The sequence below is a fragment of the Polynucleobacter sp. MG-6-Vaara-E2 genome, assembly GCF_018687695.1.
GTDB lineage: Bacteria > Pseudomonadota > Gammaproteobacteria > Burkholderiales > Burkholderiaceae > Polynucleobacter.
Map to the genome: position 1 here is coordinate 1,667,441 of NZ_CP061303.1, position 19,139 is coordinate 1,686,579.

Here is a 19,139-nt window from a genome sequence, read left to right on the forward strand (position 1 = left end):
CGCAATTAATGGAGTTATGTCATGGCAAAAGTTTGCCAAGTCACTGGGAAGAAGCCGATGGTTGGCAACAATGTATCCCATGCAAACAATAAAACGAAGCGTCGCTTTTTGCCGAATTTGCAAAACCGCCGTTTCTGGGTTGAATCTGAAAACCGTTGGATTAGCTTGCGCTTAACCAATGCTGGTTTGCGCGTTATCGATAAAAACGGCATCGATGCTGTTTTGTCTGATCTTCGTGCACGCGGCGAAATTTAAGGAGCGCACAAATGGCTAAAGGCGGCAGAGAAAAAATCAAATTAGAGTCATCAGCTGGTACTGGTCACTTTTACACTACCTCAAAAAACAAGCGTACTAAGCCTGAGAAAATGGAGATCATGAAATTTGATCCGACCATTCGCAAGCATGTTGCTTACAAAGAAACAAAGCTGAAGTAATTTACTTCTAGCAAATAAAAAACCCGCTACTAAGCGGGTTTTTTATTGTCTACTGCTTTAATTAAGCGTAACGACGCAATCTTAAAGAGAACTCACGCAAGCTAGCTAGACCACTGTCTTCAGCGCGTTGGCACCAAGCATGCAACTGCGCAACTAATTGCTCTCTAGTGGCAGTAGAGCGACCCCAGATTGCCTGCAAATCACGACGCATCTCAATCATCTTGCGTAACTGCGCATTACTGGCCATCAGCTCATCTAGCTTGCTCTTCTCTTCATCAGTCAAGCGAGCCTCATCCTTGGATAACCAAGTGCGTGCGTCACTTAAATGCGAAGCAAGAACTTGCATATGCTGTACTTCATTGCTGAAAAAGCTGCGCAAGGTTTTGCTATAACGCGCCATGATTTCATAACGATTGGCAATGATGGCCTCTAATGTATTTTGGTCCGCAGGCCGTAAGTCGCTCAGCATTGGCTTAGGCGAAGTCTTCTTCACGGTTGCTAGGCCTACAGCACTCATCATCCGAATATAGAGCCAGCCAATATCAAACTCATACCACTTGTTTGATAGCTTAGCGCTTGTCGCAAAAGTATGGTGATTGTTGTGCAACTCTTCGCCACCAATCAAAATACCCCAAGGGAAAATATTAGTGGAGGCATCTTCGCAGTCAAAGTTGCGATAGCCCCAAAAGTGACCAATACCATTAATCACGCCGGCCGCTGTGATGGGGATCCACAACATTTGCACAGCCCAGACTGTTAAGCCAATTCCACCAAACAAAAACACATCAATGATGAGCATGATGGCAACACCCTGCCAAGAAAACTTCGAATAGATATTGCGCTCGAGCCAATCATCAGGGGTACCATGACCAAACTTTTGCATCGTTTCTAGATTTTTGGCTTCATTTTTATAAAGCTCAGCACCGCGCGAAAGAACCATGCCGATACCTAAAACTTGAGGGCTATGGGGGTCATCTACGGTTTCGCATTTTGCGTGATGCTTGCGGTGAATAGAGGCCCACTCTTTCGTCACCATGCCAGTAGTGAGCCAAAGCCAAAAGCGGAAGAAATGGGAAACGATTGGATGCAGATCTAGGGCGCGGTGCGCTTGGCAGCGGTGCAAAAAGATCGTAACCGCCGCGATAGTGATGTGGGTGACAGCTAAGGTGAATAGGGTGATCTGCCACCAAGACCAATCCAAATATCCATTGGCAAGCCAATTGAGGAATAAATCAAAACCTGAGCTTGAAACTGTATTCAAAAGAGAGTCCTATTTAAGTATTAGTTCTTATTTTAGAGCTTTTTAGGTCTTTTTTGGCTTATCTTTCGTTAACTCTGGGGTTTTTGGCTTTTCAGCCTTCCCAGGTTTAACTCCTTTTTTCTGAAAAACCGCCCCAAAAAAGCCATCTGTTCCATGAACATGGGGCCATAACTGCCACCAAGGGTTATCTGGTGAGCATCCTAAGGGCAGTTTATCCTTTGGAAACAATGGTTTAAGTGCTTCAGCGGCTGGGACGGACTCAAACTCTGGGTGTTTTGCCAGGAAATCTTCTGCAATTGCCTGATTTTCTTGAGGCAAAAGACTGCAAGTGGCATAGACCAAGCGACCGCCCGGCTTTAACAGGCGAGCTGCTGAGGTCAAAATATTTATCTGCTTCTGATTAAGCTCTAAAACGCCTTCAGGGGTTTGGCGCCACTTAAGATCAGGATTGCGACGCAATGTACCCATCCCACTACAAGGGGCATCAACCAAGACTCGATCAATCTTTCCAGCTAAGCGTTTGATCTTGGCATCATTCTCACTATCAATCCAGACGGGATGAACGTTAGAGAGGCCGCTACGCGCCTGTCTTGGCTTCAAGTTAGCCAAACGACGCTCGGATGTGTCGAAAGCATAGAGGCGTCCAGTGGAGCGCATCAAGGCACCGATAGCTAAAGTCTTGCCGCCAGCACCCGCGCAGAAGTCAACGACCATCTCACCACGCTTTGGCGCAAGCAAATATGCCAAGAGTTGACTGCCTTCATCTTGCACTTCAAACATACCCGCTTTAAAGCCAGCAGTATTTTGTAGTGCGGGCTTACCCATAATGCGAACACCATCAGGTGCGTATGGTGTTGGAATAGCTTGGTAGCGACCGCCTAATGCATTCATCTGCGCAAGCAATTCTTCGCGATTGGTTTTCATGGTGTTAGCACGCAAATCCAATAGCGCAGGATGCATCAATGATTTTGCAAGCTCTTCGCGAACCTCTTCACCAGGGTATTTTCCAAACGCAGCCCATAACCACTCTGGCAAATTGTTACGCACAAGAGGATTTAATGCGGCAGGATCTACAGTGGCAAAACGTTGTAACCATTCATATTCACCAGGCTTGAGCACGTGCGCTAAATCCGCTATGGCACTCTCTGCGCGATTCGCAGAGCCCAGACCACCTTCAGATAAAGCGGACAGCAAACCCAATAGGGATAAGCGTCTAGCCTGGGAGCCCTCACCGCTAACGGCAAATTGAGAGAACTCATTTTTACGACGCAAAATAGCAAATGCACTCTCCGCAATCAGAGCGCGATCACGATTACCAAGCTGAGGCTCGGCCCGGAAATAGCGACTGACCACACGATCTGCTGGTTGCTCAAAACTTAATAACTCAGGAAGCAAACGCTCCAAGTGAATCGCATGCTGAGGCAAAGCCTTTGCATTCGAAAAATTCTTTTGGCCTTCTGGCGCAATAAGATTGCCTTTTGCATTCCGTCGCTCTGGTCGACGCAATGGATCTTTAGATTTTGTGGCGTAACTTTTTTCTGGTCCTAAGCGCTTGCCAGATTTTCGGGGTGGACGATCTGCGCTCATAATTTAAAAAATTGCGACTCTGGGGGTTGTAACTTCACTTGATTACCTTCTATTCGCAATCGTCCATCAAGGAACCATTTTACGGCCCGCGGGTAAATTTCATGCTCAGCAGTTAAAACACGCGCCGCTAAAGTGTCAGCATTGTCACCCGCAAGCACTGGAACGGAGGCTTGGCAAATAATAGGTCCCTCATCGACACCCTCATTAACGAAGTGCACTGTGGCGCCATGTTCCTTAACACCCGCCTCTAAGGCACGCTCATGGGTATGCAGGCCAGGGAAGGCGGGAAGGAGCGCCGGATGAATATTGATCAGACGCCCCTCAAAATGGCGAATAAATCCTGGGGTCAGAATTCTCATAAAACCAGCCAAGACCACTAAATTGGCCCCTAGCTCATCGATTTTCTGGATAAGGGCAGTGTCGAAGGACTCGCGGCTTGGGTATTCCTTATGCTCAATAGCATAGGCCGGAATACCTTGCGAGCGAGCAAAATCAAGGCCCTTAGCCGCAGAGTGGTTCGCTATGACCCCGGCAAATTTAACTGGCCAATGCTCTTTTTGAGCCGTTTTGACGATGGCCTCAAAATTGGATCCGCGGCCTGAGATTAAGGTAACGATAGAAAGCATGCCCACAATATAATTGATGGCTACCCTGAAAGCGATTTTGTGAACGTATTCCGTGGCCCGACCCAGTTTTCTGCAGGACCTGCTTGTGCCCTAACCATCGGTAATTTCGATGGCGTGCACAGGGGTCATCGCGCCCTACTCAATCAGCTGGTGGATGGCGCCCAGGAACGAGGGTTGGTTAGCTGTGTGATGACCTTTGAACCCCATCCCAAAGAATTCTTCTCTCCAGATCAAGCGCCCCCTCGCATTCTGAATCTCAGAGATAAATTAGCCGCTCTATCTGATCTCGGCATTGATCGTGTGGTGGTTGAGCATTTCAACGCTGCATTTGCACGTTTGTCGCCAGAAGAATTTGTCACCGAAATTATTGTCAAACGTTTGAATGCCAAATGGATTTTAATTGGTGATGATTTTTGCTATGGTGCAAAACGGGCGGGTAATTTTGCAAGCCTTAAGTCAGCCGGTGAAAAATACGGCTTTGAAGTTTCCAGCATTCAAACCATTTTGGAAGATGGAGAGCGTATTTCGAGCTCCGCTTTACGCACTGCACTCGCAAGTGGTGATATGAAGCAAGCAGAAAAATTATTAGGTCGTCCATACGGCATCTCTGGTCATGTAATTCACGGGCAACAACTTGGACGCAAGCTAGGATTCCCCACGCTGAACTTAGCAGTTGCCAATCACTTACATCATCGCAAACCAGCCACTACTGGCATTTTTACTGCACAGGTACTTGGCCTCTCTGAAAAGCCATTGCCAGCCGTAGCCAGTCTGGGCGTTAGGCCCACAGTAGAAGATGAAGGACGCGTTCTGCTCGAAACGCATATCTTCGATTACCAACAAGATGTCTACGGAAAAATTATTACTGTTGAACTCTTAGAAAAAATTCGTGACGAGGCAAAGTACGATGGTCTCGACGCCCTAACAAAAGCAATTGCAGCCGATGCAATGCATGCCAGAAATTATTTCCAGAAAAAAACTTATGTCTGAAAAAGAAAACTCTTATCCCGTTAATCTTCTTGATACCGCATTCCCAATGCGAGGAGATCTTGCTAAACGTGAACCGCAATGGGTTTCTCAATGGCAAAAGAATAAGCTTTACGAAAAGATTCGCGCAGCACATGCAAATCAACCGAAGTTTATTTTGCATGATGGCCCGCCTTATGCGAATGGCGATATTCATATCGGTCATGCAGTTAATAAGATTCTGAAGGATATGATTGTCAAATCTCGCTGGCTTATGGGTTATGACTCTGCATACGTACCAGGTTGGGATTGCCACGGCATGCCGATTGAAATTCAAATCGAGAAGCAGTTTGGCAAAAATCTGCCAACAGCAGAGGTTCAATCTAAAGCCCGTGCCTATGCTCAAGTTCAAGTAGACAAACAGAAGAAAGACTTTGAGCGTCTTGGTGTCTTGGGTGACTGGAATAACCCCTATCTCACTATGAACTATCGCAATGAGGCCGATGAAATCCGCGCCTTAGGTAGGATTTGGGAAAAAGGTTACGTCTTCCGCGGCTTAAAGCCAGTGAACTGGTGTTTTGACTGCGGCTCCGCACTTGCTGAAGCTGAGGTCGAATACCAAGACAAAACAGATCCTACGGTTGATGTTGGTTTTTCATTTGATGATGCTCAGCGTCCACAGCTTGCAAAAGTATTTGGCCTGCCTGAGTTGCCAAATAAACCAGGGCAAATTGTGATCTGGACAACAACGCCTTGGACTATCCCTGCTAACCAAGCAATGAACGTTCATCCAGAATTAACTTACGCATTAGTTGATGTTGGCGATAAGTTATTGATTCTCGCAAAGGATCGTGTCGAAACTTGCTTGCAAGACTACGGCCTCGAAGGCAAGGTGATTGCGACTTGTCAAGGCGCCCAGTTGGCAAATATTTCTTTCTGGCATCCGCTGGCCTCACTGCATGAAGGTTATAAGCGACTGTCTCCAATCTACCCGGCTGAATACGTCACACTTGATACCGGCACCGGTATTGTTCACTCTGCACCAGCTTACGGTGAAGAGGACTTTAAATCCTGCAAGGCAAATCAGTTGGCTGATAAGGATATTCTTAATCCAGTCATGGGTAATGGGGTTTATGCATCTTGGTTGCCGCTCTTTGCAAACGAATACATCTGGAAAGCCAATCCCAAGATTGTCGAGGCCATGCGTGAAGCAGGCAGCCTATTGCGCGACAAGACCTACACCCACTCCTACATGCATTGCTGGCGCCATAAGTCACCCATTATTTATCGCGCCACTTCACAGTGGTTTGCCAGCATGGATAAAAAACCATCTGATGGCAAAGCAAGTTTGCGCGAGACTGCGTTAGCAGGCATTGATAGCACTGAATTCTTTCCAGCTTGGGGTAAGCAACGTCTTCACAGCATGATCGCCAATCGCCCCGATTGGACTTTGTCACGCCAACGCCAATGGGGTGTGCCGATGGCTTTCTTTGTTCATAAAGAGACAGGTGACCCCCATCCTCGTACAGTCGAACTACTCGAAGAGGTTGCGAAGCGTGTAGAAAAAGGTGGCATTGAAGCCTGGCAACAATTGGAAGTTTCTGAATTACTTGGTGCTGAAGCCGCTCAATATGAAAAGAATCGCGACACATTGGATGTATGGTTTGATTCAGGCACTACTCATTGGCATGTAATTCGCGGATCGCATCGTGATGAGTTGCTTACTTCTGATGCAGAAACACATAATGGTCGCTTGGCCGACTTGTATCTTGAGGGTTCAGACCAACATCGTGGCTGGTTCCATTCTTCATTACTCACTGGTGCCATGCTCGATGGCAAACCACCCTATAAAGCACTCCTTACTCATGGCTTCACTGTGGATGGTCAAGGTCGCAAGATGAGTAAGTCCGTAGGCAATGTGATCGCACCACAACAAGTAGCCGACAAACTCGGCGCTGAAATTATTCGCCTTTGGGTAGCTTCTACTGATTACTCTGGTGAGATGACCATCTCAGATGAGATTCTCAAACGGGTTACCGAGAGCTATCGTCGCATTCGCAATACTCTGCGCTTTTTGCTTGCTAACCTCTCTGATTTTGATTCAAGCAAACATGTAATGCCTGCTGAGCAATGGCTTGAGATCGATCGCTATGCGGTTGCCCTAGCCAATCAAATCCAGAATGATGTTGAGGCGCACTACAAGGCCTATGAGTTTCACCCTGCTGTAGCTCGCATACTGTCATTTTGCTCGGAAGATTTAGGTGGTTTCTATTTAGACATTCTGAAAGATCGCCTCTATACCAGCGCACCTGATTCGCCGGATCGTCGTGCTGCACAAAATGCGCTATTCCATATCACCCGCAACCTCTTGAAATGGTTGGCTCCCTTTCTCTCGTTTACGGCAGAAGAGGCATGGCAAGATTTTCCCCATAGCGCGGACAATAATGCTGAGTCGATCTTCATGGAGGAGTTTGCTAACTTCCCTGCAATTACCAATTCAGATGAGCTACTTGCCAAGTGGAATCGCATTCGTGAGATCCGTTCTGAAGTGACCAAAGCAATTGAAGTTGAGCGCGAAGCTGGAAATGTTGGCTCCTCATTACAAGCCGAACTCACTATTAAAGTGGGTGATGTCGACTTTGCCATCCTACATTCACTTGAAGATGATTTACGCTTTGTCACCATTACTTCTAGTGCCAATATTGAACTTAGCAATGCTGGCTTAGAGGTTTTAGTACGCGGCAGTCAATACAAGAAATGTGGTCGTTGCTGGCATCACACTGAAGATGTAGGCGCTAATGCTCAGCATCCAGAGCTTTGTGGCCGCTGTATTAGCAATCTTTTTGGCGATGGCGATCATCGTCTATTTGCTTAAGCCCCATCAGATGACTTTGACATTTTTGCGCTGCCTAGCGGTTGCCACCGTTACCCTACTACTAGATCAAGCCAGTAAATGGCTTGCACTGAGCAACTTGCAGATGGGAGTTCCGGAGCAAGTGCTACCTTTTTTAAATTGGCTACTACTTTTTAATCCAGGTGCAGCATTCTCATTCTTAGCTCAAAGTTCTGGCTGGCAACGTTGGTTTTTTACTTTTCTCGGATTATTTGCCTGCATCTATATCGTTTTTATTTTGCGCAAGCACCAAGAAGATCGGCTACTCTGCCTGGCCCTCAGTTTGATTTTAGGTGGGGCGCTCGGCAATATATTAGATCGCCTGATGTATGGCGCTGTAGTGGACTTCATTGATGTGCACTATGCAAACTGGCACTGGCCAGCTTTTAACATCGCCGATAGCGCCATCTGCATAGGTGCAGTACTCATTATTTTTGGCGAACTTCACAAGTCATTTGGCAAATCCCCACAATCCCATTAATCTGGCGCCATGCAATCACTTTTAAATAAGAAAATCGTTCTCGGCATCTCTGGCGGCATTGCCGCCTATAAAACGCCAGAGCTTGCACGCCTTCTCATGCAGGAAGGTGCTTCTGTACAAGTGGTCATGACTGAAGCTGCTCAGCAATTTGTTACCCCTGTTACTATGCAGGCGCTTACCGGCAATCCAGTCTATACCAGCCAATGGGATAGCAGTATTGCAAATAACATGGCTCACATTGAGCTTTCACGCTCTGCTGATGTCATCTTGATTGCACCAACTAGCGCTGATCTTATGGCAAAACTATCGCTTGGTCTGGCAGATGATTTACTCAGTACGCTCTGCCTTGCAAGAGACTGTCCGCTTTTACTAGCACCGGCAATGAATAAGCAAATGTGGGAACACGCAGCTACTCAACGCAGCGCAGAACGCCTTGAAAAAGATGGTGTAACTCTGCTTGGTCCAGCGAGTGGCTTTCAGGCATGCGGCGAAGTTGGTATGGGTAGAATGCTCGAACCGACAGAAATTGCGGAACAAGTCATTGCCTTCTTTCAAAAGAAAACTCTACTTGGCAAAAAGGTATTGATTACTGCTGGACCGACTTTTGAGGCGATTGATCCAGTGCGTGGCATTACAAACCATAGCTCAGGAAAGATGGGATTTGCGATTGCTAGAGCAGCCCTAGAAGCTGGTGCGCAGGTTCATTTGATTGCAGGTCCATGTGAGCTACCAACACCGCTTGAAACTACTGGGAAAATTACTCGTACCAACGTAGTAAGCGCCAAAGAAATGCATGCAACGGCCTTGGCAAATGTCGATTACGATCTGTTCTTTGCGGTAGCTGCAGTAGCGGATTGGGGCATCGCCAAACCCGCCAAAGAAAAGATGAAGCGCCAAGGTGCCTCAACACCAACTATTGAATTTGTAGCAAATCCTGACATTCTTTTGGATGTTGCCAAATTAGTCAAAACTAAAGGTGGCAAACCTTACCCCTATTGCGTAGGCTTTGCTGCAGAATCAACTGATCTTGAAAAGCATGCCGACGAGAAGCGGAAGCGCAAAGGCATTCCGATGATTGTTGGCAATATTGGTCCAGAAACTTTTGGTAGCGATCTCAATCAACTCGTCATCATTGATGCAAGTGGTAGCAAGAAAACCGCTAAGGCAGAAAAACTCCACTTAGCCCGCCAACTCATTGGGCTAGTTGCCAAGAAAATTTAAGCATTCTCTTTCATTACATTCTCCGTTTTAGGAAATTTTATGCAATCTTTACAAGTCAAAATTCTCGATGAACGTATGCGCGATCAGTTGCCTACTTATGGCACTCCCGGAAGTGCTGGATTAGATTTGCGCGCTTGCATCGATGAAGCGATTGAGATTGCTCCAGGCCAGACAGTACTGGTACCAACTGGTTTAGCGATCTACGTTGAAGATCCACGTTATGCGGCATTCATTCTTCCTCGTTCAGGTCTTGGACATAAGCATGGCATCGTATTAGGTAACCTGGTTGGCTTGATTGATTCAGACTATCAAGGTCAATTAATGGTGAGCACCTGGAACCGTGGATCCGCTCCGTTCAAGCTTGAACCAATGGATCGTCTTGCACAGCTAGTGGTAATGCCTGTAATGCAAGTAGAGCTTAAGGTTGTTGAAGAGTTCACTGAAAGTAGTCGCGGTGCCGGTGGCTTTGGCAGTACTGGTCGTAGTTAATCGATCCATAATCACCCAATAAAAAAGCCACCCAAGGGTGGCTTTTTTATTTCGGATACTAAATTTACTTACGAATATGTGCTTTGCGTGCGGCATCTTGCGACATGCCGGCGCCAGCGCCTTCACGAGATTCTTTCTCGGCAGTAATTTCTTTACGTCGCTCTTTGCATGAACCAGCAATCTCTTGCAAAGCCTTACGAGCGCGAGCCGCTGAAGCCTTAATCCCTTTTCCTTGAAACTTTTCATTTTCAGCTTTATATGTTTCAAAAGCTTCAAGTAATTTATCGTGGTGGTGAGACATATTTTCCCTTTGTTGGTAAATCGGTAATTAAATTTCTTCTGCAGGTGCGACATCAACCTTGGCTGCCTTACCGGGCAACTTAGGAGCTTCAAAGTTCAACTGCACTTTGCCTTCTTCATCGATATCAACATCCACATGTCCGCCTTGCGCTAACTTACCAAAGAGCAGTTCATCAGCAAGCGCTTTACGGACAGTGTCCTGAATAATGCGCTGCATAGGACGTGCACCCATTAATGGATCGAAGCCATGCTTAGCTAAATGCGCACGCAACGCGGGACTGAAAGTGGCATCGACCTTCTTCTCATGTAACTGTTCTTCCAACTGCATTAGGAATTTGTCGACAACACGCATGATGATGGTTTCATCGAGAGCTTTGAAGGAAACAATGGCATCCAGGCGATTGCGGAACTCAGGCGTAAAGAACTTTTTAATATCAGCCATCTCATCGCCAGATTCACGCGCATTGGTAAAGCCAATCGTCGACTTCTGCATTGCTTCGGCACCAGCATTGGTAGTCATGATAATGATCACATTACGGAAATCTGTCTTGCGACCGTTGTTATCCGTTAAGGTGCCATGATCCATCACCTGCAAGAGGATATTGAAAATATCAGGATGGGCTTTTTCAATTTCATCAAGCAAGAGTACGCAATGTGGCTTCTTATTTACAGCCTCAGTCAGCAAGCCACCCTGATCAAAGCCAACATAACCTGGAGGCGCACCAATTAGGCGACTAACCGCATGACGCTCCATGTACTCAGACATATCAAAGCGTAAGAGCTCAATACCTAAAATATAAGCAAGCTGTTTTGCAACCTCTGTCTTGCCAACGCCTGTTGGACCCGAGAACAAGAATGAACCAATTGGCCTATCAATCTTACCAAGACCAGCACGCGTCATCTTGATCGCGCTAGCTAAGGATTCTACTGCGGGGTCTTGACCAAATACCACGCTCTTAATATCGCGATCCAAAGTTTGCAACTTACTACGGTCGTCCACGGTGACTGACTGAGGCGGTATGCGTGCAATCTTTGCCACAATCTCTTCAATCTCTGGTCGGCCGATCGTTTTCTTCTGCTTTGACTTTGGCAGAATACGTTGCGCAGCACCGGCCTCATCAATCACATCGATTGCTTTATCTGGCAAATGGCGATCATTAATATAGCGAGCCGATAACTCTGCAGCAGCGACTAAAGCACCAGCCGCGTACTTCACACTGTGATGCTCTTCAAAACGCGATTTCAAGCCACGCAAAATTTGCACAGTCTGATCTACAGTTGGTTCAACGACATCCACCTTTTGGAAGCGACGTGACAAAGCAGCATCTTTTTCAAAAATGCCACGGTACTCAGTGAAGGTGGTGGCACCAATACATTTGAGCTGACCATTTGATAAAGCCGGCTTCAAGAGATTGCTTGCATCTAAGGTTCCGCCAGATGCAGCACCGGCACCAATTAAGGTATGAATTTCATCTATGAATAACACGCCATGCGCATGATCTTTTAATGACTTGAGAACGCTCTTGAGTCGCTGCTCAAAGTCGCCACGGTATTTGGTGCCAGCCAACAAGGCGCCCATATCCAATGAATAGACAGTAGCATCGGCCAAAATATCTGGGACATCGCCCTTCACAATTCTCCAAGCCAGGCCCTCTGCAATCGCAGTTTTACCAACGCCAGCTTCACCAACCAATAATGGATTGTTCTTGCGGCGACGGCAAAGCACTTGAATGACGCGCTCTACCTCACTCTCACGACCGATCAATGGATCGATCTTTCCCTGACGGGCCATAGCATTGAGATTCTGGGTGTACTGATCTAATGGGCTCTCTTTGCCTGAAGAGGCTGCTTCTTCAGTCTCTTGAGTGGTATCAGCTGGCTTTACATGCTCAGCTTGATCTTTACGGACACCATGGCTAATAAAGTTCACAACGTCCAAACGTGTCACACCCTGCTGCTGCAAGAAGTACACCGCATGCGAATCTTTTTCCCCAAAAATGGCGACTAGAACATTGGCACCAGTCACTTCTTTCTTGCCATTGGATGTCGATTGAACATGCATGATGGCGCGTTGAATCACGCGCTGAAATCCAAGCGTTGGTTGTGTATCAACTTCATCATTGCCTGGTACTACAGGCGTGTTGTCGTTAATAAAGTTTTTGAGTTGAGCACGCAACTCTGCGATATTGACCGCGCAAGCCTTTAGCACCTCAACCGCGGTAGCGTTATCTAGCAAGGCTGCTAGCAAATGCTCTACGGTAATGAATTCATGTCTTGATGCCCTTGCGTCAACAAACGCCATGTGCAAACTTACTTCTAGTTCTTGGGCAATCATGCTTCCTCCATAGTGCACTGTAGTGGGTGGCCCGCTTCACGGGATAATTCAATAACTTGATGCACCTTAGTTGCCGCAACATCGCGAGTAAAGATTCCGCAAACGCCTTTGCCAACCAAATGAACCTGCAACATGATGCGCGTTGCTGTTTCGTGATCCTTATTAAAATACTCCTGAATGACCATCACCACAAATTCCATTGGGGTGTAATCATCATTCAGTAATAAAACTTTGTACATTGATGGAGCCTTAACTTGCTCGACCTGTTTTTCGAGAAGAAGGGTGTCCTCAACATAGGGATTGGCGGGAACGCCAGTAGTGGGGTTTTTAGGTGTGCGACTCATGAGAAACATTCTAAACACAGATATCCAAACTTGATTTGAGCAGGGTCTTGTTGTGAAAACCCCTCAAAAACCCCTCTTTAACCCATATTGGGGCATTTTTTGATAAAAAAAGGGGTAATTACTGGGGGGTATGTATAGATAACTCCTTGACACCCCTACAAAAAGGGCAAACAATCGGGGGGTAGGCTTCAAAAGAGGTTCTATTTAGGCGTGTTGTGGATTGAGACTGATTAAAAAGTATTTACCCTCATCACGGTTGTTTTAAGTTTATGTAATGGAGTTCGCATGGCGACCGGAATTGTTAAGTGGTTCAATGATGCAAAAGGTTTTGGCTTTATCAAACCTGATGATGGTGAAGAAGAGTTGTTCGCGCATTTCAGCGCAATTACTATGCCTGGGTTCAAAACCCTCAAGGAAAACCAAAAGGTAACGTTTGACATTACCCAAGGTCCTAAAGGCAAACAAGCTACCAATATCCAAGCGGCTTAATAGTCCTTAGATCATTATGGAAAACCCAGGATTCGTTCCTGGGTTTTTTTTCGTCCGCAATTTGCCTGACTTAAAATCCTCACATGCAAAAATTTAAAAAAATAATTTCCAAGCTATTTGCGACCACCCTTCTACTTAGCCCCGTTATTGCATGGGCTCAAGTGAACGTCGGATTACCCACCATTGAACTAAAAACAGGAATTTACCGCATACAAGCAGAGCTAGCTGATACGCCTAAGGCCAGAGAAGTTGGTCTGATGAACCGCGCAAGCATGCCAACAAATTTAGGAATGCTGTTTGTCTTTGATCAAAAAGCAGGCCATTGCTTCTGGATGAATAACACGAAGATTCCGCTTTCAATTGCATTCATCGCAGATGACGGCAAGATTGTGAATATCGAAGAGATGCAAGCAGAGACAACCAATAATCATTGCCCCAAAGCAGCCGTACGTTACGCCCTAGAGATGAACAAGCAATGGTTCTCAGAAAGAGTAATTGTGCCGGGGAGTGTAATTACGGGGTTGCCGAGGCGTTAGAAAGTTAGCTCAGCGAAATAGGAAATAAAAAAGCAGACCTAGGTCTGCTTTTTCTTTAGCAATTAAGCTCTTTACTCAAAGTGGCAGACATAATGCACTGGTTGCTCAGCGCGAATAATAAAATAACCGCCTTTTTCTACTTCCCAGCTCTGACCGGCTTTGAACTCTTGCTCTGGAGCACCGTTGATACTGACAAATGCATTGCCATCGACTACTTCCATGACTTCTTTAGTGCTAAGGTCAAAACGCAAAGTGCTTGGTAATACAACCCCAACAGACTTGCGAACGCCATTAGGCAGAGTCACGGTGTGTGAAACACACTTCCCATCAAAAAATACATTGGCTTTTTTGCCGACTGAGACTTGATCAAATTGCATCTATTTCTTTCTATTTCATTTGGTTCTAAATATTACTTCTGATTATTTCTTGGCGCGCTTACGCTTTGCTATTTCAGCAATCCGCATACGCAATGCATTGAGCTTGATGAAGCCGCCAGCATCCGCCTGGTTATAGGCGCCACCATCATCATCAAAGGTTGCAATGTTTTGATCAAACAAGGTATTGGCTGAGTCACGTGAAATCACGGATACAGAACCTTTATAAAGCTTGAGGCGCACTACACCATTAACCATTTGTTGGGTGTGATCGATCAAGGTTTGCAACGCAAGACGCTCTGGAGACCACCATAAGCCGTTGTAGATCAAGCTAGCGTAGCGTGGCATCAGATCATCCTTCAAGTGAGCCACTTCACGATCAAGCGTAATACTTTCAATACCGCGATGCGCCTTTAGAAGGATTGTGCCGCCAGGAGTCTCATAACAGCCGCGACTCTTCATACCAACGAAGCGGTTTTCAACCAAATCAAGACGGCCAATACCATGCTGACCGCCAACGCGATTGAGCTCTGCTAATAATTCATGAGGCTTGTATGCCTTGCCGTTAATCGCAACCGGATCTCCAGCTTTAAATTCAATCTCAATGATTTCTGGAGCGTCAGAGGCTTTCTCGGGAGAGACTGTCCAACGCCACATTGACTCTTCAGCCTCGGCATTTGGATTCTCAAGATGGCGACCTTCATAGCTGATGTGCAAAAGGTTGGCATCCATTGAATAGGGTGAACCGCCTTGCTTATGCTTCATCTCTACAGGAATTCCATGCTTTTCAGCGTAAGCCATTAACTTCTCGCGTGAAAGAAGGTCCCACTCACGCCATGGAGCAATCACTTTAATTCCCGGCTCAAGTGCGTAGTAACCCAACTCAAAGCGAACCTGGTCATTACCTTTGCCAGTAGCGCCGTGAGATACAGAGTCGGCACCAGTTAAGCGGGCAATCTCAATTTGACGTTTAGCGATCAATGGGCGCGCAATGGAAGTGCCCAAGAGATATTCGCCCTCATAAATCGTATTGGCGCGGAACATTGGGAACACAAAGTCACGTACAAATTCTTCGCGCAAGTCATCAATAAAAATGTTCTCTGGTTTGATACCAAACTGAAGAGCCTTAGCACGCGCTGGCTCAAGCTCTTCACCCTGACCCAAGTCAGCAGTAAAAGTAACAATTTCGCAACCGTAGGTATCTTGAAGCCACTTCAAGATCACGCTAGTGTCGAGTCCACCAGAATAGGCTAGTACCGCTTTTTTAATATCAGACATGATTTCTTATTCAATCAAAATTAATAAATGAATTTCTTAAATTTTATTGCTTGCGTTTTATAACTTAATCCAAACGGCCACAGAGCAAATACTCCATCAAAGCCTTTTGAACATGCAAACGATTTTCAGCCTCTTCCCACACAATGCTCTGCGGACCATCAATCACGCCCGCAGAAACTTCTTCACCTCGATGTGCTGGCAAGCAATGCATAAATAAGGCATCTGGTTTTGCTACCGCCATCAACTCTTCATCAACCATCCAGTCCTGAAAGGCATTCATGCGCGAATTGTTTTCAGCCTCAAAGCCCATGCTGGTCCATACGTCAGTAGTTACCAAGCCAGCATCTTTACAAGCATCCTTTGGATCAGCGCAAACGGTTAAATATTTTGCAGCATTCTTAGTCAAGCGCGCAGGATCTAGCTGATAACCCTGGGGGGCAGAGAAACGTAATTGGAAATCCAAACATTCAGCCGCCTGTATCCAGGTATAGGCCATATTGTTGGCATCACCTACCCAAGCAACCGTTTTACCCTGAATCGGTCCGCGCGCTTCAACGAAAGTAAAGATATCAGCCAAAACTTGGCAAGGATGGTATTCGTTGGTCAAGCCATTAATTACAGGTACACGGGAATTAGCAGCAAAACGCTCGATGATCTCCTGACCGAAGGTGCGGATCATGATGATGTCAGTCATCCTTGAGATAACCTGTGCAGCGTCCTCTACAGGCTCGCCACGACCCAACTGAGTGTCACGAGTGTTTAGGTATACAGCATGGCCACCAAGCTGATGGATGCCCGCCTCGAAAGAAAGACGAGTCCGTGTGGAGTGCTTTTCAAAAATCATTGCCAAAGTACGGTCATGCAAAGGATGCCAAGTCTCATAACTCTTAAACTTTGCTTTTAACCAAGCTGATCTTTTGAGCAAATAGTCATATTCCTCGCGAGTGAGGTCAGCAAACTGCAGATAATGCTTTACCTGACCAGGCACTTGAGGCTTTGCCAGAGATGTCATAGTTGAGCTTTCTACTAAAGTTTTGGCTTGCATTTTTTTCTTAAAACTTTCAACTGCACGAAAATAGAACATAAAGCCATCTTACGGTCACCTCAGGCTGTTAAGCTAGAGGACTTAGTAATACTGATTCTTACGAACTTCCTTACGCCAACTTGAACCACAAAAAGCTTTTCATTCAAGGCATTACCACTTCTGGCAAACCATTTCGACCCAGTGATTGGGCGGAACGTCTCTGCGGGGTGATGGCTACTTTTCGCCCTCCAGGAGATTCCGGAGACCCACGCTTCACTTATTCACCCTATGTCATTCCGGTCGTGATTGCTACAGTGAAATGCGTTGTTATCGATACCAGGCTTGGTGACCTCGATCCAAGAGCGCTCGACTTTGTCATGAACTTTGCCAAAGACAATAGCCTACCGATTGAAGAGGCCTGCGAGTTTGAACCCAAACCCCAATCCTAGCCCTAAAAACAAAAACCCGCTCTGATAAGGAGCGGGCTTAGGTCGAAACCTGATTCGACCAGCCTAAAACTATTACAAAATTACGCTGCCATCGCCTTGATAGCTGCAGACAAACGTGACTTTTGACGTGCTGCAGTATTTTTGTGAGCGATCTTTTTATCAGCAATCTTGTCGATTGTTGCTTGAGTTGCTGCGAAAACCTTCGCTGCAGCAGCTTTGTCACCAGTTTCGATAGCTTTGCGAACTGCCTTAATGGAAGTGCGAAGCTTTGAGCGCAAGCTGGAGTTATGCTCGTTTTGTTTTACTGCCTGGCGTGCGCGCTTACGCGCTTGTGCTGTATTGGCCATCTTTAAACCTTGCCTCTATAAATTGCAAAATGCGATTAGTTAAAAATCTCGCGGACCTGCCAGATTCATAAGCAAGCTCGCCAAAACCCAAGATTTTACCTTAAAGGGGCAAAAAAGCCCAGTCCACCCATAAATAGGTGAAAATCGGCTCATGAACCTGCTTTCTGCCGCCGCTAAGGTTAGCTCCCTGACCATGCTGTCCCGTATTACTGGGCTGCTGCGGGAGACCTTAATTGCCCGCAGTTTCGGGGCTTCGGAGTGGACAGACGCCTTCAATGTGGCTTTTAGACTACCCAATCTGCTCCGCCGCCTGTTTGCTGAAGGGGCTTTTTCCCAGGCTTTTGTGCCTATTTTGGGTGAAATTTCCACAAATGAGGACCAAAACAAGGCCAAAATCCTTATTAATGCGGTTGCCACACTCTTATTTTGGGCTCTCCTGCTAACGGTACTGCTTGGGGTTATTGGCGCGCCCCTGCTCATTCTGGTGATTGCTACAGGCTTTAGCGGTGGCCCAGCTTATGAGGCTAGTGTTGTGATGACCCGAATCATGTTCCCCTACATCGGACTGATTTCGATGGTTTCCCTCTCAGCGGGGATTCTGAACACTTATCACCGCTTTGCAATTCCAGCGTTCACACCAGTACTCCTCAATTTCGCTTTAATTGGAAGCGCTATCTTTTTAGCACCACATTTAGAGCAACCAATTTATGCATTGAGTATTGGCGTCCTTTTGGGCGGCGTGCTCCAGCTAGCCATTCAAGTGCCAGCACTTTCTCGCTTGGGTCTTTTGCCTCGAATCGGTTTGCTACCTGGAGCAATCAAGGCTGCTATCACAAACCCTGATGCAAGACGCGTCATGAAACTGATGGGGCCTGCAGTATTTGCAGTTTCCGTTGCGCAAATTTCTTTGATCATCAACACCAACATTGCATCGCACTTACAAGCAGGTAGCGTTTCTTGGCTCTCTTATGCCGATCGTTTAATGGAATTTCCAACCGCACTGCTTGGTGTTGCGCTGGGCACAGTGCTTCTGCCAAGCTTAAGCAAGGCCAATGCAAAAAATGATTTAGTGCATGCCGGTGAACTACTCGTTTGGGGATTGCAACTCACCTTCTTGCTTGCTGCACCGTCTGCTATTGCGCTCTTTATTTTTGGTGAGCCTTTGGCAGCAGTTCTGTATCACTATGGAAAATTTAATGCGCTTGATGTCCTCATGACACAGCGTGCTTTAGCAGCCTATGGAGTGGGACTCATTGGATTAATTCTTGTCAAGATTTTGGCGCCTGGGTTTTATTCTCGCCAAGATATTCGCACCCCAGTCAAAATCGGCTTATTCGTGCTCGTTGCTACACAAATGGCCAACTTGGTCTTTGTGCCTTGGTTAGGGCATGCCGGATTGGCCTTATCGGTTGGCACTGGTGCTTGTTTGAACGCCGCCCTACTATGGGTTGGCCTACATAAACGAGGCGCTCTCCCAAGCGCAGCCTGGATAAAGTATTTGGGGCAGCTCTTATTGGCTTTAATCCCGTTTGCAGCCGTCCTTTTTTATGCGGCCAATGCTCATAACTGGATTGCCCTACAGGCCGAGCCTTGGACTCGTATTGGCTTATTGACGCTATGGTTGACTATCGCAGCCTTGATTTACTTTGGTGCCCTAGCCTTGGTTGGAATTCGCTGGCAAAAATTCTTGCGTCATGCAAAATAG

21 protein-coding genes are annotated in these 19,139 nt (G+C 46.5%); 11 read left to right on the forward strand and 10 right to left on the reverse strand.

Translation table 11 applies throughout. The features are described 5' to 3' along the window. Nucleotides 1-21: 21 nt before the first annotated feature. Complete coding sequence (gene rpmB / locus ICV38_RS08655) at nucleotides 22-255, forward strand: 50S ribosomal protein L28 (RefSeq protein WP_011903570.1); 234 nt, start codon at nucleotides 22-24, stop codon at nucleotides 253-255. An 11-nt stretch (nucleotides 256-266) separates the two neighbouring features. Beyond that, a complete protein-coding gene (gene rpmG, locus ICV38_RS08660) occupies nucleotides 267-434 on the forward strand; it encodes a 50S ribosomal protein L33 (RefSeq protein ID WP_015421876.1) in 168 nt (55 codons plus the stop codon). Nucleotides 435-495: 61 nt separating this feature from the next. Here rpmG and ICV38_RS08665 read toward each other — a convergent pair whose 3' ends face one another. The 3 genes from ICV38_RS08665 to purN are packed head-to-tail and all read right to left on the reverse strand — an operon-like array spanning nucleotide 496 to nucleotide 3,908. Then, nucleotides 496-1,695, reverse strand: a complete 1,200-nt coding sequence (locus ICV38_RS08665; protein WP_215379681.1) for an acyl-CoA desaturase — start codon at nucleotides 1,693-1,695, stop codon at nucleotides 496-498. 42 nt (nucleotides 1,696-1,737) lie between these two features. After that, complete coding sequence (locus tag ICV38_RS08670) at nucleotides 1,738-3,282, reverse strand: RsmB/NOP family class I SAM-dependent RNA methyltransferase (RefSeq protein WP_215379695.1); 1,545 nt, start codon at nucleotides 3,280-3,282, stop codon at nucleotides 1,738-1,740. Beyond that, nucleotides 3,279-3,908: a phosphoribosylglycinamide formyltransferase gene (gene purN / locus ICV38_RS08675; RefSeq protein WP_215379698.1), complete on the reverse strand. Its 630-nt coding sequence runs from the start codon at nucleotides 3,906-3,908 to the stop codon at nucleotides 3,279-3,281. The genes ICV38_RS08670 and purN overlap by 4 nt, the downstream gene beginning before the upstream one ends. Before the next feature lie 39 nt (nucleotides 3,909-3,947). Between purN and ICV38_RS08680 the strand changes: the two genes are divergently transcribed. Genes ICV38_RS08680 through dut form a run of 5 tightly spaced genes read left to right on the forward strand, consistent with a single transcriptional unit; the run spans nucleotide 3,948 to nucleotide 9,958 of the window. After that, nucleotides 3,948-4,898 (forward strand): bifunctional riboflavin kinase/FAD synthetase, encoded by a 951-nt coding sequence (locus ICV38_RS08680; protein WP_215379709.1) that lies wholly within the window; start codon nucleotides 3,948-3,950, stop codon nucleotides 4,896-4,898. Further along, a complete protein-coding gene (gene ileS / locus ICV38_RS08685; protein ID WP_371819254.1) occupies nucleotides 4,873-7,749 on the forward strand; it encodes an isoleucine--tRNA ligase in 2,877 nt (958 codons plus the stop codon). Before ICV38_RS08680 ends, ileS begins: the two co-directional genes overlap by 26 nt. 10 nt (nucleotides 7,750-7,759) lie before the next feature. Beyond that, a complete protein-coding gene (gene lspA, locus ICV38_RS08690; protein ID WP_215379726.1) occupies nucleotides 7,760-8,248 on the forward strand; it encodes a signal peptidase II in 489 nt (162 codons plus the stop codon). Between the two features lie 9 nt (nucleotides 8,249-8,257). Continuing rightward, nucleotides 8,258-9,469 (forward strand): bifunctional phosphopantothenoylcysteine decarboxylase/phosphopantothenate--cysteine ligase CoaBC, encoded by a 1,212-nt coding sequence (coaBC, locus tag ICV38_RS08695; protein WP_215379729.1) that lies wholly within the window; start codon nucleotides 8,258-8,260, stop codon nucleotides 9,467-9,469. 39 nt (nucleotides 9,470-9,508) lie between these two features. Next, the gene (gene dut, locus ICV38_RS08700; RefSeq protein ID WP_215379742.1) at nucleotides 9,509-9,958 is read left to right on the forward strand and encodes a dUTP diphosphatase; all 450 of its coding nucleotides are present in this window, start codon (nucleotides 9,509-9,511) and stop codon (nucleotides 9,956-9,958) included. A 64-nt stretch (nucleotides 9,959-10,022) separates the two neighbouring features. Here dut and ICV38_RS08705 read toward each other — a convergent pair whose 3' ends face one another. From ICV38_RS08705 to clpS, 3 genes are read right to left on the reverse strand one after another with little or no spacing between them, the layout of a single operon-like run. Then, nucleotides 10,023-10,259, reverse strand: coding sequence for a hypothetical protein (locus ICV38_RS08705; protein ID WP_215365608.1), 237 nt, complete (start codon nucleotides 10,257-10,259; stop codon nucleotides 10,023-10,025). A 27-nt stretch (nucleotides 10,260-10,286) separates the two neighbouring features. Next, nucleotides 10,287-12,593 carry an ATP-dependent Clp protease ATP-binding subunit ClpA gene (gene clpA / locus ICV38_RS08710; protein ID WP_215379754.1) on the reverse strand — a complete coding sequence of 769 codons (2,307 nt, stop codon included), beginning with the start codon at nucleotides 12,591-12,593 and terminating at the stop codon, nucleotides 10,287-10,289. After that, a complete protein-coding gene (gene clpS / locus ICV38_RS08715; protein ID WP_068949325.1) occupies nucleotides 12,590-12,946 on the reverse strand; it encodes an ATP-dependent Clp protease adapter ClpS in 357 nt (118 codons plus the stop codon). Before clpS ends, clpA begins: the two co-directional genes overlap by 4 nt. A 276-nt stretch (nucleotides 12,947-13,222) precedes the next feature. Between clpS and ICV38_RS08720 the strand changes: the two genes are divergently transcribed. Then, entirely contained in the window at nucleotides 13,223-13,426 is a 204-nt protein-coding gene (locus tag ICV38_RS08720) for a cold-shock protein (protein WP_011903586.1), read from the forward strand. Between the two features lie 83 nt (nucleotides 13,427-13,509). Beyond that, nucleotides 13,510-13,962: a DUF192 domain-containing protein gene (locus ICV38_RS08725; protein WP_215379757.1), complete on the forward strand. Its 453-nt coding sequence runs from the start codon at nucleotides 13,510-13,512 to the stop codon at nucleotides 13,960-13,962. 71 nt (nucleotides 13,963-14,033) lie between these two features. Here the strand turns inward: ICV38_RS08725 and ICV38_RS08730 are convergent, their stop codons facing one another. The 3 genes from ICV38_RS08730 to argF all read right to left on the reverse strand — a co-directional run bounded on the left by ICV38_RS08730 (nucleotide 14,034) and on the right by argF (nucleotide 16,626). Then, nucleotides 14,034-14,339: a pyrimidine/purine nucleoside phosphorylase gene (locus tag ICV38_RS08730; protein WP_071466051.1), complete on the reverse strand. Its 306-nt coding sequence runs from the start codon at nucleotides 14,337-14,339 to the stop codon at nucleotides 14,034-14,036. 42 nt (nucleotides 14,340-14,381) lie between these two features. Beyond that, nucleotides 14,382-15,614, reverse strand: coding sequence for an argininosuccinate synthase (locus ICV38_RS08735; RefSeq protein WP_215379759.1), 1,233 nt, complete (start codon nucleotides 15,612-15,614; stop codon nucleotides 14,382-14,384). A gap of 64 nt (nucleotides 15,615-15,678) precedes the next feature. Then, nucleotides 15,679-16,626, reverse strand: a complete 948-nt coding sequence (argF, locus tag ICV38_RS08740) for an ornithine carbamoyltransferase (RefSeq protein ID WP_215382857.1) — start codon at nucleotides 16,624-16,626, stop codon at nucleotides 15,679-15,681. Between the two features lie 152 nt (nucleotides 16,627-16,778). Here argF and ICV38_RS08745 point away from each other — a divergent pair, with 152 nt between their 5' ends. Further along, nucleotides 16,779-17,087, forward strand: coding sequence for a DUF3579 domain-containing protein (locus ICV38_RS08745; RefSeq protein WP_215379762.1), 309 nt, complete (start codon nucleotides 16,779-16,781; stop codon nucleotides 17,085-17,087). 80 nt (nucleotides 17,088-17,167) lie between these two features. On the opposite strand, the gene rpsT is transcribed toward ICV38_RS08745, so the two are convergent. Next, the gene (gene rpsT / locus ICV38_RS08750) at nucleotides 17,168-17,434 is read right to left on the reverse strand and encodes a 30S ribosomal protein S20 (protein ID WP_068320845.1); all 267 of its coding nucleotides are present in this window, start codon (nucleotides 17,432-17,434) and stop codon (nucleotides 17,168-17,170) included. A 151-nt stretch (nucleotides 17,435-17,585) separates the two neighbouring features. Between rpsT and murJ the strand changes: the two genes are divergently transcribed. After that, a complete protein-coding gene (gene murJ, locus ICV38_RS08755; protein WP_215379774.1) occupies nucleotides 17,586-19,139 on the forward strand; it encodes a murein biosynthesis integral membrane protein MurJ in 1,554 nt (517 codons plus the stop codon).